Genomic DNA, 14,897 nt, shown 5'->3' with positions numbered 1-14,897 from the left:
GGCGTATGCCCAATCAACGCACAATTCAGGACCTTTTCATTACCCACGATTTAGACCGCGAGTTTCCCTTAGCGGCTCATTTTGTTCAGACGTACGGCGAGTACCCCAATTACCTGTTCTCGCACGAAGACTACAAAACAGACCTGCACGAGTGGTTGTTGGGCCGTGGTTTTGGGGTAATCAATGCGTCGATGCGGCTGAGCCGCGACGGCTTCCGCACCAACGAACGGATGTATCACCACCCCGACGGTGTGATGCTGAACGGCGAATTTATGGCCGATTCGTATTGCCGGTTTTCGGGCTACTACCGGTCTGAGCAGGTGCTGCATAACTGCCTGGCCGGTATTGAACAGCTGGTCTACGAGCATGAACCCGAACAAACGCATATTTACCTCATTCAGAGCGGATTGGGTGGATTGCACACGGAGCGGGTCGATATCGAGCCACCCACCATCGACCTGTCGCTGTACTACAACGACGGCTTCCCGGAGGTGCACGAGCGGCTGGTATCGGTGCTGAACCGGCCCAAATACAAAGGGCTGATTTTGCTGCACGGTGAACCGGGCACGGGCAAAACCACCTACATCAAATACCTCAGCTCGCTGGTGCGGAAGAATATGCTGATTCTGCCGCCCTACATGACCAACTACCTGACCTCGCCCGACCTGATTCCGTTCCTACTCGAACAGCGCGACTCGGTGTTGCTCATCGAAGATGCCGAGCGAATTTTGCAGGCCCGCGAAGCCGGGGGCGACACCAACAGTGTCTCGAATATCCTGAACCTGACGGATGGCCTGCTGGCTGATTGTCTGCATATTCAGATTATCGCAACTTTCAACGCCAATAAAAGCCTGCTCGACAAAGCGCTGCTTCGTAAAGGGCGCCTCATGATCGACTATGCGTTTGGTAAACTGACGGCCGCCAAAGCCAACGCACTGATGGGCAGTCTGGGTATCGACCATCACACGAACGACCCGATGACACTGGCCGATATCTTCAACATGGATCAGCAAACGATCTCGGGTGAGCGCATTGAAGGGATGCGCGTGGGTTTTTAGAAACGGGCCATAAAGCCATAAAAAGCACCGGAGGTGCCGAGTACATTGTCTTGCTATGACAGCATCAATGTACTCGGCACCTCCGGTGCTTTATGTATGATAGGGCTAAATTAGTCGAGAAAGGTAACGGCCTCTTCGGTTTTACCTTCGGCCTCAAGCATGGCGAAAAAAGAAGGCATAGCCGGGGCTACAGGCTTATTGGGAACGGGACCAAACGTCGAATTGTACTCGAGTTCGTTGTCAAGATCATCCAGCAACAACGTGGCTGTAACCTGCCAGTTGGTGGAAAAACGCGTCGACGACATAGCCCATTGGGTTGACACAGTCTGGCGCGTGGCATTCTGACTTACTTGATTGATAGTGAGCATAGTAATTATGGGTTGGGATGCCGGCCAGATCGTTATAGTGTATAGCTTGATACCTAACAAAAACCTTGCCTATTGACGCAAAAATAGGCAAACGCCTAATAGAAATTTATTGAGCAGCAAATATTCCCCCATTCTAGTGGACTAACCTTGATTTTGAGCTGAACACAACAACAAGGAGCGGGATACGATGAAAAGGCGGCACAGATGTTGATATTTCGTATGGCCGACTTTGAGAAGTGGCTTCGTTACCGGGTAACGACGGAGGCGTGCGCAGCTAATTCGCCTGAAAACAGGCATGTTGGCGAGCTACAGAGGGATGAAACGATCACCCGGCGGCGCGGCTCCCGAATAGGCCGAGCGCGATGAGGCAGTTGATCGACCGGTTGGTGCTGATTCGGTTGGGTGAGCGGCGGGCCGCTGAGGTTGACGACGGCTCGCCTAATCGCGAGCGCAGACACGCCACCGCTGCAGGCGTTAAGGCGAGCCACAGGCCAGGAACAAAAACTCATGTAACGATTCGATTTCACAAATGGGGGTAATCTTTAGACGGATTTGGTACCCGCACGCCACAAGTATATTTATACGTATTTTTGCTGACCCGCATTGCCCGAAGCCGGCATGCGGGTTTTTTATACGATGGAGATCCGCAAATCTGACCGCCTGACGCACCTCAAATACGACATTCGGGGGCCGGTCTATGAGAAATCGCTGGAGCTGGAGAGCCAGGGATACAAGATTATCAGCCTGAACATTGGTAATCCGGCGGCGTTTGGTTTCGATACGCCCGACGAAATTGTCCACGATATCATCCTGAATATCCGGAATGCGCAGGGCTATGCCGACTCGCGGGGACTGTTTGCGGCCCGAAAAGCGGTGATGCATTACACGCAAAACCTCGGTTTGCCGGGCGTCACCATTCAGGATATTTACATCGGCAATGGCGTCAGTGAGCTGATTCTGCTCTCGATGCAGGCACTGATCAACGAAACCGACGAAGTGCTCGTGCCCTCGCCCGATTACCCGCTCTGGACAACCTCAGTGGCGCTTTGCGGTGGTAAACCCGTGCATTACACCTGCGACGAAACCAATGGCTGGAATCCTGATCTAGCGGATCTGGAAAGCAAAATCACGCCGAAAACGCGGGCGGTGGTCATTATCAATCCCAACAACCCCACCGGCGCCGTCTACGACAAAGCTATTCTGGAAGGCATCGCGCGCATCGCCGAAAAACACAAGCTGATCGTATTTGCCGATGAGATCTACGACAAGATTCTGTATGACGGCGCCACGCATAACCCGATGGCCCGCTTCGTCCACGACACACTCTGCATTTCGATGGGCGGCCTGTCGAAAAATTACCGCGGCGCCGGTTTCCGGGGTGGCTGGCTGGTGATAACGGGGGCCAAACACAAAGCCAAGTCGTATATCGAGGGCCTCACGCTGCTGGCGAGTCTGCGGCTCTGCGCCAACGTACCCACGCAATACGCCATCCAGACGGCGCTGGGTGGGTACCAGAGTATCAACGATCTGGTGTTACCCAGCGGCCGACTATACCGGCAGATCATGCTCGCCTACGAGCGCATGGTGGCGATTCCGGGCATCAGCTGCGTGAAACCCAAAGGCGCGTTGTACATCTTCCCGCGTATCGACCTCACCCAGTTCAACATCGAAGACGATAACGCCTTTGTGTATGATCTGCTGGTCGAGCAGAAGGTGCTGGTGGTAGCGGGGCAGGGCTTCAATTTCAAAACACCTGACCACTTCCGGATCGTCTGCCTGCCCACGGTCGATGAGCTAACCATCGCCCTCGACCGCATCGAGGCCTTTCTGGAAAGCCGACGGAAGTAAAGAGCGAAGGGGATAAAGACTGAACAGGCCGGCGCAAGCGCAATTGACGCGTCAGCCTGTTCAGTCTTTATCCCTTTCGCTCTTTATTTATACTGTCGGGTAGGGCGCGGGCGTTGATGGAAAAACGCTTTCCATCACACATGCGTAAATCCGTCGGCCTGCTGGCTGTTTGTTTGAGTGCGTCGTTTTCGGCCTGTCATCGTCCCGTAGCCACTTTTCAACGTAGTCCCCGCGAAGTTTTCTACTCCCCAAGCCAACCTGCCACCGACGTACCGCCGGTCGCCGAATCAGCCCCCGAGGCCCCTACAGCGCCCGTAGACGAGCCCGCCGCCGCGCCTGTTGCTTATGCCGACGCCCGCGCAACACGCCTGCCTGAGTCGGTGGGGGAGCGCATCAGGACCCATCAGCAACGTACCCAACGGTTAACCAATCCGGTGCGTGAGGCACCCGCCCGCCCGACCTCGCCCGTCAGCCCGGCTGCCAATGCTGAACAGAACGTACCTGAGGCTATCGAGGTAGGCCCCGGTCCGAAAGACAAGCAACGCAAAACCCTGCGCGAGCTCCTGGGCCTGCCGCCGCGCAAGCAACTCAACTGGTGGCAAAAGATTCCCTGGCAGCTCAAAGCGGCTATCGTGGTGGTGCTGGTGGCGGTGGTGTTTGCGTTGCTGAAGATCCTCGCGCTCACGCTGGTCTTTGGCATCATCGGGGCCTTCCTGCTCATTCGCGGGCTGAAAAAGAGCTTTAAAGTCCGGCGGGGTATCTTCAACTGGCGCGTCAAGGGCTAGGCACCGTTGCAGAAGGATAGGGCTGCATGTTACCTAATGTAGCCAAGTAAGATTATACGTGTCCCTTTGGCCCAACAATTGAATTATCCCATTGTCGAATTGACTTTTATCTTCAATATTCCAACGCTTTTGTCTAGAAAGGAGTCTTAAAGTCATTCAGTACTTGTAGGCAAATGTGTCCATAGTCACCTGTAGCATGTTGAATTGGTGTTTGCGCGGGAAAGAATCGCCTCAATTTAATAGTCCTTTGGCCCATCCAATAAGTGGGGTATTAGAACGAAGTAGTCCTTGAGGTGAGCCGTTATGTGTAACTCTTTCTTATTCTGGTTTTGACTTAGTTAAATAAATAGTGGATTGTGCCATGAAATGTCTAGTAGCTACCCTCTTAGTTTTCATGCTTTCCGGCTGTAAACAAGAGGCCATGCCGCTTGATCCACGCCAGCAAATTTTAGGAAAGTGGGAGACTTTCTATGTAGGCAATGGGGAATACCGACCTCCTATAGCCAATCCTACGGGATATCAAGAATTTCTTCCTGATAGTGTGCTTTTAGAGTATACCTATGCTGATAAAACAACTTATCGACGCAAATACTGGATCGACTCGCTCCTTCATATGGGTAGTATGAGAGAGGATGGAGTCTGGATAATGTTTGACTACGATCTCCAATTCAACAAGGATACGATGCGTCTAGAGCGAAAAAATATTTTTTCAATTTTCGGTGTATCCAAGCATAAACGCATTAACTAAACTATTTCTCAACCATGAAAACATAGTTACTTTTCGCCATGATACTGGCGCTGCCTCTGATGGCCTACACTCAACCCGCCGACAAGGCTCCGATTTTACTTCGGGATAGGAAAGGTATCATTCGGGCGATGGAGATTACCGAGAACGACGCGGCCAGCAGCCTATCCGATCTGGCCTTTATGAAGCAATATCTACTGGTAACGGCCGAAGATGTCTTTGTGAAAGCTCGCGATAAACAGCGACGGGCTGGTTTTATTAACGATCACTTTGATCAATTTTATAAGGACGTAAAAGTAGATGGTGCCGGGTATAACTTCCACTACAAGGGAGGCAAGATGTATTACACTCACGGCCATTACGTAAAACTGCGCAATTTCGATGTCGTGCCAGCAATCACGCCTTAGAGGGCCAGAGATGTATTTGCCGCCTATAAAAAAATCCCTGTAAGTGCTGTAACTGACTTTACTTCAGAGCTATTAATCAAGGAAATTGCCCCAATGGATAGCTCGGCCAATCTGGTCTATAAGATCTATCTTCAGAGCAGCCATCCGGCCAATGACGAGATTGGTTACGTATTGGCAAAGACTGGTCAAGTAGTCTTTACTGAACCAATTCTGATGCATGCCTCATCAGGAGCGAAAATCAAAACCCCAAAAGCCAGTATTCAGCCGACGAAAGTTTTGAATCCCCAGGCGGCAATAGCGCCTTAGGCCATCTTGGGCAGGTGGGCCAGAATCTCCCGCTGTAGCGCGTTGATAAGGCTGCGTTTCAGGAAACTACGGTGCATCACCAGACTCACGTCTCGCTTGGGCTGCTTGCCCGCAAACGACCGCAGCCGGGCGCGACGGATCGGGTCGAAATCGAGCGTCGCCAGATAGGGGAGAAGCGTGAAGCCGTCCTGCCGCTCAATCAGCCTGACCAGCGTTTCGAGCGAGCCCGTTTCGTACCGCAGCGCCGATCGGCCCGAAAACCGGCCTCCGCAGAGGTTTAGCACCTGATCGCGAAAACAGTGCCCTTCCGACAACAGCCAGAGATCGGTAGTCTGGGTGAGGTCGGCGGGCGATACCGTAGCCTTTTTCAGCAGGTCGTGGCCATCGGCGGCATAAATCATGAACGGCTCACTAAACAGGGGTATCTCCGTAAAATTGCCTTCGCGCAGGGGCGTCACCACGATGCCCACGTCGAGCAGGCCGCTGCGGAGGCGCTCCACGATCTGGTCGGTCAGTAATTCCTGCATCTGAATCGTCACACCGGGGTAGCGATCCATAAATTCGCCAATAAAATGTGGCAGCAGATAAGGCGCGAGCGTCGGGATGATGCCCACGCGTAGCTCACCGCCCACCTCGTCGCGCGATTCTTTGGCCAGTTCGGGGATACGCCGCGCCGCCTGCAACACCTCGCGGGCCTGCGCCACAATCACCTGCCCGGTCTCGGTAGGCACAACGGGCTGCTTCGACCGGTCGAACAGCAACACCCCGAGTTCATCTTCCAGCTTCTGAATCTGCATGCTCAGCGTTGGCTGGGTGACATGACAATGGTCGGCAGCGGTTGCAAAATGACGGTGCGTGTCGATGGCGACGATGTAATCGAGCTGGGTAAGGGTCATAGTATAACTAGTATCGATACAAATCTAGATCATATTGATCATTTTAATCGCTTATTGCCGCTAAATGACGCCGGTCGTATAGCTTTGTAGTCTAACATCAATCCTATGCTAACGCGCTACTTTCTGTTTGGGCTTTTGCTGCTGGCATCGCCCCTGTTGGCCCAGAAGACCGACAACCCACCCGCCGAGGGTTTTGATATGGCTGGCTCAGACGCCCGCGCCGTGCAGATCGCCGACGAGGTGATGGCCGCGCAGGGAGGCCGCAAAGCCTGGGACAACACGCATCATATCGCCTGGACGTTTCTGGGCTTCCGGCGCCTGCACTGGGACAAGTGGACCGGCGACGTTCGGATCGATAACCTACGGAATGATCAGACGATTCTGGTCAACATCAACACCGAAAAAGGGCGTGTGTTTCGGAATGGCAAGGAAGAAACCAACCCCGATAGTGTCGCCAAATACGTGAAGCAGGGCAAAGGGGCCTGGATCAACGACGCCTACTGGCTGCTGATGCCGTTCAAGCTGAAAGATTCGGGCGTGACGCTGAAAGATCTGGGCGAGGCAAAAACTGAAGACGGTAAACCCGCCGACCTGATCCAACTGACGTTCAAAGGCGTGGGCAACACCCCCGACAACAAATACCACGTCTGGGTCGACAAGGCCACCCGGCTGGTGTCGCAGTGGGCCTATTACCCCAAATTCACCGACGAGAAACCGGGCTTCACGCTACCCTGGACCGACTACCAGACCTACGGGCAGATCAAACTATCGGGCAAGCGTGGCCCCCGCGAACTCTCCGACATCCGGGTCTTCACCAAGTTGCCCAAATCAGTCTACACCTCGTTTGAGCGGCCAAAATAGGGGGTGAACAGCAGACTTTAACTCACCTTGAACCTTGCACCAAACGTTTCCCGTTACCCAGTTATGGACGCTATTGCTTTACAATCTCCCCATACAACGGACGCTACAGAAGCCGTTGGTCTGCTTGGCAAAACCGGCGTGCTGCTCGTGAACCTCGGTACGCCCGACAGCCCCAGCGTGCCCGACGTACGGAAATACCTGCGTGAGTTTTTGATGGACGGGCGGGTCATCGACATACCCTACATTCCCCGTTTTCTGCTCGTCAATGGCATCATCGCGCCATTCCGGGCTCCCAAATCAGCCAAAACCTACCGCGAAGTCTGGACCGACAACGGGTCGCCCCTGAAACATTACGGGTACGTTGTCGAGAAGATGGTGCAGGCGCAACTGGGCGACGACTACGTGGTGCGGCTGGCGATGCGGTACCAGAGCCCCAGCATCGACACGGCCCTGACCGAGTTTCAACGCCTCGGCCTGACCGACATCGTGGTGGTGCCGTTCTTTCCGCAGTATGCCTCGGCCACGACCGGCTCGGTCTATGAAAAGGTGATGGAGGTACTGAAAACGTGGCAGGTGATTCCGCAAGTACGTTTCGTGAATCGCTTTCTCGAACACCCGAAGTTCATCGAAGGATTCGTGCAATTAGGCCGCAAGTATATGGCCGAACGTACCTACGACCATTACCTGTTCAGCTACCACGGCCTGCCCGAACGTCAGATCCGCAAGGGCGACGTCACAAAAACGGTCTGTCAACTGGGCGACTGTTGTGCCTCGCTCCGGGCCGACAATCAGCATTGCTACCGGGCGCAGTGTTTTGAAACCACCCGGCGACTGGTGCGCGAATTGGGTATTCCCGAAGGTCAATACACCACCTGTTTTCAGTCGCGGCTGGGTAAAGATCCCTGGATTCAGCCCTATACCGAAGATACGATCAAGAAATTGGCGGCGCAGGGCGTGAAAAGCGTACTGGCCTTCTCGCCGGCTTTTGTTGCCGACTGCCTGGAAACAACGATCGAAGTAGGCGAGGAGTACAAAGAACTATTCGAAGAGCAGGGTGGTGAACACTGGCAACTCGTCGAAAGCCTCAACGACAGCCCCCTCTGGGTTGAAACGGTCGTTGACCTGGTAAAGAATACATAAAGAATGTACGATGCATACTGTACAATGCACAATGGGGGCTGACGCAAGAGTAGATGCGTCAGCCCCCATTGTGCATTGTACAGTATGCATCGTACATCCAGCTTATGGCTGAATGTCGGCGTTGACAACCAGCGTTTTCGACCAGTTGGCTTTGTTCTCGTCGACAAAGTGCTGATACGGCGCGCTTTTGATGAACGCCTTCATGTCGTCTTCGTTTTGAAACGTCAGGTAGTGCATGGCATCGTACTCGTTGGTGCTTTCACCCGCGATAAACGTCTTGCCAGCCGTGTACCCCACGACCTGCGGAATTTCGTGTCTCAAAGCTGCAAAATCGCGCATGTGCTTTTCGACAGCTTGCGTTTTTACGTCTTTCACGAAAGAAAAGCAGAAAATCTGCTGTTTCTGGGCTTTACGGGCCGGTGAATAGGCTCCGTAGATTAATAAACCGAGGATGCAGAATAGACCTACAATGAGGGCATATCCTTTAGATTCGCGTTGCATTGATTTGGTAACTATGTCGTTTTAAAAAATTTTATTCGCTTTGGGTCGAGGTTTTATTTAAATAGTTTAACTTGCTCTATAAATAGTACCACGACTGGACAAATGTACATCAACAGAATTTGGTTGGGTGTTTTTCTGGGAAAAAATTTTCTTGTGGCCTCACTCGCTCTGGCAAACCCGTCAGAAACACCCCGCCGCCCCACCGTTACGAACGTACCTGAAACGGCTCCAACCTGGGGCTTTTATGCACATCAGCAGATCAACCGGCTGGCGGTGTTTACGCTGCCGCCCGAGATGATGCCGCTCTACAAAAGCCGGATTCAGTACCTGACCGACAATGCCGTGAATCCTGACAAGCGGCGCTATGCGGTGGTCGGTGAGGCACCGCGTCATTTTATCGATCTCGACGCCTATGCCGACACCACCCGCGAGACCCTGCCCCGATCGTGGTCGGCCGCCGCCGACCGGTACGGGGCCGACACCCTGGCGATTCATGGTATTGTTCCCTGGCACATTCAACTGGCCAAATACCAGCTGACCGAGGCGTTCAAAGAGCGGAACGTACCCAAGATCCTGCGCCTGTCGGCCGACATCGGGCATTACATTGCCGATGCCAACGTACCCCTGCACACCACGCGTAACTACAACGGCCAACTCACCAACCAAACGGGTATTCATGGTTTCTGGGAATCGCGCCTGCCCGAGTTGTTCGCGGGCCAGTATGATATGATCGTGGGCGCTGCCACTTACGTAGAACACCCGCAACGACGGGCGTGGCAGGCGGTTTTCGCCGCTCACGCGGCCCTCGATTCGGTGCTGGCCATCGAGCAGCAGCTGACCCAACAACTGGGCGAAAGCCAGAAATGGAACTTCGAAGACCGCAACGGGCAGACCGTGAAAGTCTATTCGGCGGCTTTTGCCCGGCAGTATCACGAGCGACTGCGCGGGCAGGTCGAGCGGCAGATGCGGGCATCGGTCAAGATGGTGGGCGACCTCTGGTATACCTGCTGGGTCGATGCCGGCCAACCCGATCTGGCGAAGCTGGCGGCTCAGTTGCCCACTGCGGCCGAGCAGGAATTGGAGGCCACCGAGAAGAAAAGCTGGCTTAAACGGCTATTTTCGGCCCGCGATGAATAACAAAATGGCTCTGAGCGGGGTCATGGGCACTCACTTATGTACTATCTTTTTCTGGTTCTGGCGTTTCTGACGGGCACGGCGATCTCGGTGCAGGCGGCGGTTAACTCCAATCTGCGGCTAGCCCTGAACAATCCGGTGCTGGCCTCACTCATCTCGTTCGGAACGGGCTTCCTGACGTTGTTGATTGTACACCTGTCGTCGGGCGGGGGTATTCCATCACTGTCTCTTACGCGGTCGTTGCCTTGGTGGAAGTATACCGGCGGGCTGATCGGGGCCGTCTACGTCACCACCGTCATTCTGTCGGTGCCGCGCATCGGTACGGCCAACCTGGTGAGCCTGAGTGTGGCCGGGCAGTTGATCGCCGCCGTCGTGCTCGATCATTACGGACTGCTAGGTTTTGCGCACCACCCCGCCAACGCCTGGCGCCTGCTGGGTATCGGGCTGATCCTGGCGGGGGTATGGCTGGTTGTACGAAACTGAAGCGGTCAATTTTACGTATATAGTGTAGCGGTAATGAATCCGTTTTCAGCCTGCTATACACGACATGAACTACTTCATAAACAGTACGTTAGCGCTTGCGCTGGTTGCCTCGTTGGCATGCCAGACCAATACGTCTTCAGCCCACCAAACCGCCAGCCTGTATGAGCAGGGGCAGACCCCGCCGGGTGGCCGCCGGGTCGTGAAATCAGACGCCGAGTGGAAGAAACAACTCTCGCCCGATCAGTATGAAGTGCTGCGGAAACATGGCACCGAGCGCCCCGGCACCAGCCCGCTGCTGAATGTCCATGAGGATGGCACGTTCCTGTGCGCGGCCTGTAAGAACCCGCTGTTCAGTTATAAAACCAAGTTTGAGTCGGGCACGGGCTGGCCGAGTTTCTACGAGCCAATCACGAAGAACGCCGTAAAAGTGGCCAAAGACAACAGCTACGGCATGGAGCGCGATGAGGTCGTGTGCGCCGTATGCGATGGGCACCTGGGTCACGTGTTCAACGATGGCCCCAAGCCAACGGGATTGCGCTATTGCATGAACGGGGTAGCGATGACCTTCCAGAAGAAGTAAAAAGGCCCATACAGCCCCCAACAGCTTCCTGTTGGGGGCGGGCCATTGCCTAACTATTAGCAGAGAGGCATCAACATTATAGGTGACCAATTGTTGTTTTGATAAACGTTGCCATGTTGGCCGTTTGTCAATCAGTATACGTACGGGTAAGTGTAGAGGTCTTGCCGGGCAACCGCCCCGCTTTGATCGAAAGCTGTTTGTGCCTGTCTGCAATAGGTTGACCTCTTAATTAACCATCTTCATTGGTACCCCTACATGAAAATCAGTGACTTCCCTTCGTCATCATCGAGCGATGTAACATCCAGTGAGCTGCTGTCAACGGCGTCGGTTTCAGAAACCCACTTGCCCAAGACCACACAGCCCATTGCGCCAACTAAAGCACCGGCTTCGTCACCCGAGAGCCTGATCTGCTTTTCGCATCTACGCTGGAATTTTGTTTACCAGCGTCCACAGCATTTGATGAGCCGCGCCAGCCAGCAAATGAACGTTTACTTCCTGGAAGAGCCGATTTGGGGCAAAGACCTGCGCGTTGAAGTACGGCAGGAAGGCGAGCGCCTCAAAGTGGTGGTACCCCATGTACCCCACGGCACTCCGCACCAGGAGGTATTGGCCTACCTGCGCCGGACGGTCGATCAGCTGATCGAATCGGAGCGCATTGCCGAATACGTGGCCTGGTATTACACACCGATGGCCCTGGACTTCAGCGACCACCTGACGCCCACGTATACTGTCTATGACTGTATGGACGAGCTGTCGGCATTTTTGGGAGCCCCGCGCGAACTCATCGATATGGAAGCGAAGCTGATGGCTCGTGCCGATCAGGTGTTCACGGGCGGCTACAGCTTGTATGAAGCCAAGCGGACTCGTCATGCGCACGCCCACGCGTTTCCGAGCAGCATCGACTTCAAGCACTTTGCGCAGGCACGCAACCGCGCCACCGATTCAGCGCAGGCTGACCCGGCCGATCAGGCCAGCATCCCGCACCCGCGGATTGGTTTCTCGGGGGTGATCGATGAGCGGTTCGATGTGCAATTGTTGCGCGAGCTGGCCAACCGCCGCCCCGAGTGGCAGTTTGTGCTGCTGGGACCGATCGTGAAAATCGATCCGGCGACGCTACCCAAGAACGACAACATCCATTACCTCGGGATGAAAAACTACAAAGAGCTGCCCACGTATTTTGGCGGCTGGGATGTAGCGATGTTGCCCTTCGCCCTGAACGCGTCGACCCGCTACATCAGCCCGACCAAAACACCCGAGTACCTGGCCGCTGGCTTGCCGGTGGTATCGACGCCCATCCGCGATGTGGTACGTACCTACGGTGAACCGGATTTTGTGCAGATCGCTGCTACCGTCGACGCGTTCGACACGGCTATCGAGAAAGCACTCAACAAAACACACCCAACCAACTGGGCCGCCATCGATCAGTTTCTGAGCGAACACTCGTGGGATAAAACCTGGGAGGGCATGGCAAACTGCATTGTGAAGAATAAGTAATGTATACTGAATAATGTAGGATGTATAATAGGGCTGACGCAAGAAAAGACGCATCAGCCCTATTATACATCCTACATTATTCAGTATACATTACATTACCCCCTCGGTACGACCAGGACGACGTCTTCCTTTTCGACAACCACCTGCCCTTCGGCCAGGCCTTTTGGTTTGCGAACAAACTTCTTGGGGGTAACAATCACCGGGCATAGGCTGTCCGTGCGGCGCTTGGAGTACCAGGCGGCCAGTTCGGCGGCTCGCTCAATCACCGTTTTCGGAAACGGTTTGCCCGCCCGGTATTTGATCACCACGTGCGACCCGCTCACGTCGCGGGCGTGCAGCCAGAGGTCTTCCTTATACGTATAGCGTTGGGTGAGCAGGTCGTTGTTTTTGGCGTTGCGCCCAATCCGGATCGTAAAGCCGTCTACCTGCACTTCCTTGAATAGCTCGGCCGGGTCGGTGGAGGCCGCATTTTCGGTGAGCAGGTTATGCTGTTTCACATAGCGCCGCAATTCTTTCAACGACTGAATGGGCTCGATGGCTGCCCGATGCGCGGCCAGTTGTGCCATCTCGGCCTCGCGCCCGTCGATCTGCTGCTGCAAATGCTCGGCCTCGATCTTCTCGTTTTTGGCTTTCCGGTAATACCCTTCGGCGTTGCGTTGCGGCGACAGATCGGGCTTGAGTCGGATGGTTACGGGGTGATTGTCGCGGTAAAAATCCTCGACCGTGATGGTCTCCGGTGAGCGGCCGCCGGGCAGCGTAGGTACGTTGTGCAGGTTGGCCATCAACAGATTGCCCAATTCGTCGTGGCTGGGCCCTTCGTCGCGGCTGATGAGTCGTTGCAGGTTGGCGTCGAGCAGCGTCTGCGCGCGTTTGAGTCGTTTGTCGAGTAGCCGCAACACTTCCGCCCGCTCCCGTTCCACCACATTCTGCCCGTTGAAGGCAATGAAAAAGCCGTTGGCGGCCTCTATCGGGTCGTCGTAGGTACGTCGTGTTTCGCCAATGGGTACCAGTGCCAATGTCGGCCGGTGCTCAAACGTCACGAGCCGGTACGTGGGGTTTTCCAGTAACTGCACGACCGATTGCAGCAGCGGCCAGGTGACGCCCGTACCGGCTTCCTGGGTACGTTGCTCCAGGTACGTTCGGACGAGCTTGCCAAAGGTGGGAAACAGCTTCCGGTAGTCATGGCCAGCGGCCTCGAACGCGGCTTCCGACTGATCGATCGGCCGGTCCAGTCCGTCGAGGCGTAGCGTCTGGTCGGCGGCCAATTTCTGGTTGAACAGGTCAACAACCTCGTTCTCGCGAAAAATCAGCAGGTTGGGCCGGTTGCCGAAAAACTTGAAAACCAGCGTATAGCCGTCGGCCAGCTCGATGCCTAGACAGCGTTCGTTCAGGAAGGAGCGTACCCCCAACACGGCTTTGCCGGGCTGTTCCATGCCGGGTCGGTCGGGGTCTTCGCCGCTGTCGTTGCCGGTGAGGTCGTCAAACAGATCGACGCTGTTGGTGCGGGCGCGACGTACGTCGTCGGCAAACAATAGGCCCGAGAAATCGGGGCGGAGCGTGGCCTTGATGAAGAACGGCTTGTAATAATTGGCCTTGCCGCGTGCCTGCGCAAACGCCAGCACCACCTCGTCGCGATCCTGGCTGAAACATTCCATCAGGTAGAGGCCATCGAGCCGGGTGGCCAGCGCAGGAGCCAGTTGGCGCAGAAAATAATAATTGGTGTGCATACGTAAATCCGCCAGCCAGATAGTCGACAAAGGTAAACAACGGGGCGTAGTGGGTGTTGCTATTGTATAAACGATCAACGTTATGAGCAAGCAAACAACCCAGCCGACCGTCCGTGAGACCGCCGACGACACCAAGAAGCACGAATTGAATACCAACCTGCCCGACGAAAACCAGGGTAAGACCTCGCGGGGCGTGCATAAAAGCAAGCAGAGCGAGGAAGATGATCACGCCCCCCAGGGCCGCCAGCAGACGCCGGGTGGCAAGTCAAAGACTGAGCTGGCCGACGAACGCGGCGGCAGTGGTCATTCGGGCCATAGCAGCAGTCGCTAGGGAAGTGCATCGGCTAGCTAGTCGGCAAAGCAGTATCCGTATACATACGCAACAGGCCAGGGGAGCCGGGTTTACGAACTAAGTAGTCGTAAGCCCGGCTCCCCTGGCCTATTTGGCGTTCTGAAGTGGCCAACGGTTGCGTAAACCTAGCCCTTTGCTGCTATCTTACGGCTTTGTTACTTTGTGAAAACTTAGCCCCACCGGATGCGCCTACCGTATATCTACTCAGTTGT

18 protein-coding genes are annotated in these 14,897 nt (G+C 54.9%); 13 read left to right on the top strand and 5 right to left on the bottom strand.

Features of this window, described 5'->3' with window-relative positions:
- Positions 1-5 precede the first annotated feature (5 nt).
- Positions 6-1,058: an AAA family ATPase gene (locus FAES_RS22380; RefSeq protein WP_015333466.1), complete on the top strand. Its 1,053-nt coding sequence runs from the start codon at positions 6-8 to the stop codon at positions 1,056-1,058.
- A 110-nt stretch (positions 1,059-1,168) separates the two neighbouring features.
- Here FAES_RS22380 and FAES_RS22375 read toward each other — a convergent pair whose 3' ends face one another.
- Together FAES_RS22375 and FAES_RS30460 are read right to left on the bottom strand one after the other, a co-directional pair.
- The gene (locus FAES_RS22375; RefSeq protein WP_148289432.1) at positions 1,169-1,426 is read right to left on the bottom strand and encodes a hypothetical protein; all 258 of its coding nucleotides are present in this window, start codon (positions 1,424-1,426) and stop codon (positions 1,169-1,171) included.
- Between the two features lie 325 nt (positions 1,427-1,751).
- A complete protein-coding gene (locus FAES_RS30460) occupies positions 1,752-1,889 on the bottom strand; it encodes a hypothetical protein (protein WP_015333464.1) in 138 nt (45 codons plus the stop codon).
- 173 nt (positions 1,890-2,062) lie between these two features.
- On the opposite strand from FAES_RS30460, the gene FAES_RS22370 reads away from it, so the two are divergent.
- The 5 genes from FAES_RS22370 (at position 2,063) to FAES_RS22350 (ending at position 5,517) form a co-directional block, all read left to right on the top strand.
- Positions 2,063-3,274 carry a pyridoxal phosphate-dependent aminotransferase gene (locus FAES_RS22370; RefSeq protein WP_015333463.1) on the top strand — a complete coding sequence of 404 codons (1,212 nt, stop codon included), beginning with the start codon at positions 2,063-2,065 and terminating at the stop codon, positions 3,272-3,274.
- Between the two features lie 140 nt (positions 3,275-3,414).
- Complete coding sequence (locus FAES_RS22365; protein ID WP_051054253.1) at positions 3,415-4,059, top strand: hypothetical protein; 645 nt, start codon at positions 3,415-3,417, stop codon at positions 4,057-4,059.
- Between the two features lie 394 nt (positions 4,060-4,453).
- Positions 4,454-4,807 carry a hypothetical protein gene (locus tag FAES_RS22360; RefSeq protein ID WP_148289431.1) on the top strand — a complete coding sequence of 118 codons (354 nt, stop codon included), beginning with the start codon at positions 4,454-4,456 and terminating at the stop codon, positions 4,805-4,807.
- 38 nt (positions 4,808-4,845) lie between these two features.
- The gene (locus FAES_RS22355; RefSeq protein WP_015333461.1) at positions 4,846-5,211 is read left to right on the top strand and encodes a hypothetical protein; all 366 of its coding nucleotides are present in this window, start codon (positions 4,846-4,848) and stop codon (positions 5,209-5,211) included.
- A 93-nt stretch (positions 5,212-5,304) separates the two neighbouring features.
- A complete protein-coding gene (locus FAES_RS22350; RefSeq protein ID WP_015333460.1) occupies positions 5,305-5,517 on the top strand; it encodes a hypothetical protein in 213 nt (70 codons plus the stop codon).
- Here the strand turns inward: FAES_RS22350 and FAES_RS22345 are convergent.
- Positions 5,514-6,413, bottom strand: a complete 900-nt coding sequence (locus FAES_RS22345; protein ID WP_015333459.1) for a hydrogen peroxide-inducible genes activator — start codon at positions 6,411-6,413, stop codon at positions 5,514-5,516. The genes FAES_RS22350 and FAES_RS22345 overlap by 4 nt on opposite strands.
- Positions 6,414-6,518: 105 nt before the next feature.
- On the opposite strand from FAES_RS22345, the gene FAES_RS22340 reads away from it, so the two are divergent.
- A complete protein-coding gene (locus tag FAES_RS22340) occupies positions 6,519-7,274 on the top strand; it encodes a hypothetical protein (protein WP_015333458.1) in 756 nt (251 codons plus the stop codon).
- A 63-nt stretch (positions 7,275-7,337) separates the two neighbouring features.
- Positions 7,338-8,414 (top strand): ferrochelatase, encoded by a 1,077-nt coding sequence (gene hemH, locus FAES_RS22335; RefSeq protein ID WP_015333457.1) that lies wholly within the window; start codon positions 7,338-7,340, stop codon positions 8,412-8,414.
- A gap of 102 nt (positions 8,415-8,516) precedes the next feature.
- Here hemH and FAES_RS22330 read toward each other — a convergent pair whose 3' ends face one another.
- Positions 8,517-8,915, bottom strand: a complete 399-nt coding sequence (locus FAES_RS22330; RefSeq protein ID WP_015333456.1) for a Dabb family protein — start codon at positions 8,913-8,915, stop codon at positions 8,517-8,519.
- A 102-nt stretch (positions 8,916-9,017) separates the two neighbouring features.
- Between FAES_RS22330 and FAES_RS22325 the strand changes: the two genes are divergently transcribed.
- The 4 genes from FAES_RS22325 (at position 9,018) to FAES_RS22310 (ending at position 12,606) form a co-directional block, all read left to right on the top strand.
- Positions 9,018-10,052: a zinc dependent phospholipase C family protein gene (locus FAES_RS22325; protein ID WP_015333455.1), complete on the top strand. Its 1,035-nt coding sequence runs from the start codon at positions 9,018-9,020 to the stop codon at positions 10,050-10,052.
- A gap of 36 nt (positions 10,053-10,088) precedes the next feature.
- Positions 10,089-10,532, top strand: coding sequence for a DMT family transporter (locus tag FAES_RS22320; protein ID WP_015333454.1), 444 nt, complete (start codon positions 10,089-10,091; stop codon positions 10,530-10,532).
- Positions 10,533-10,596: 64 nt separating this feature from the next.
- Positions 10,597-11,112 (top strand): peptide-methionine (R)-S-oxide reductase MsrB, encoded by a 516-nt coding sequence (msrB, locus tag FAES_RS22315; RefSeq protein ID WP_015333453.1) that lies wholly within the window; start codon positions 10,597-10,599, stop codon positions 11,110-11,112.
- Positions 11,113-11,367: 255 nt separating this feature from the next.
- Positions 11,368-12,606: a glycosyltransferase family 1 protein gene (locus FAES_RS22310; RefSeq protein ID WP_015333452.1), complete on the top strand. Its 1,239-nt coding sequence runs from the start codon at positions 11,368-11,370 to the stop codon at positions 12,604-12,606.
- 95 nt (positions 12,607-12,701) lie between these two features.
- On the opposite strand, the gene FAES_RS22305 is transcribed toward FAES_RS22310, so the two are convergent.
- On the bottom strand, positions 12,702-14,333 hold the full coding sequence (locus FAES_RS22305; RefSeq protein WP_015333451.1) for an NFACT RNA binding domain-containing protein: 1,632 nt from the start codon (positions 14,331-14,333) through the stop codon (positions 12,702-12,704).
- Between the two features lie 82 nt (positions 14,334-14,415).
- On the opposite strand from FAES_RS22305, the gene FAES_RS22300 reads away from it, so the two are divergent.
- Entirely contained in the window at positions 14,416-14,664 is a 249-nt protein-coding gene (locus FAES_RS22300) for a hypothetical protein (RefSeq protein WP_015333450.1), read from the top strand.
- Positions 14,665-14,897 lie beyond the last annotated feature (233 nt).

Source organism: Fibrella aestuarina BUZ 2 (assembly GCF_000331105.1).
Classification (GTDB): domain Bacteria; phylum Bacteroidota; class Bacteroidia; order Cytophagales; family Spirosomataceae; genus Fibrella; species Fibrella aestuarina.
Note: the sequence above shows the minus strand (reverse complement) of the source record. Positions and strands in the feature narration are given on the sequence as shown.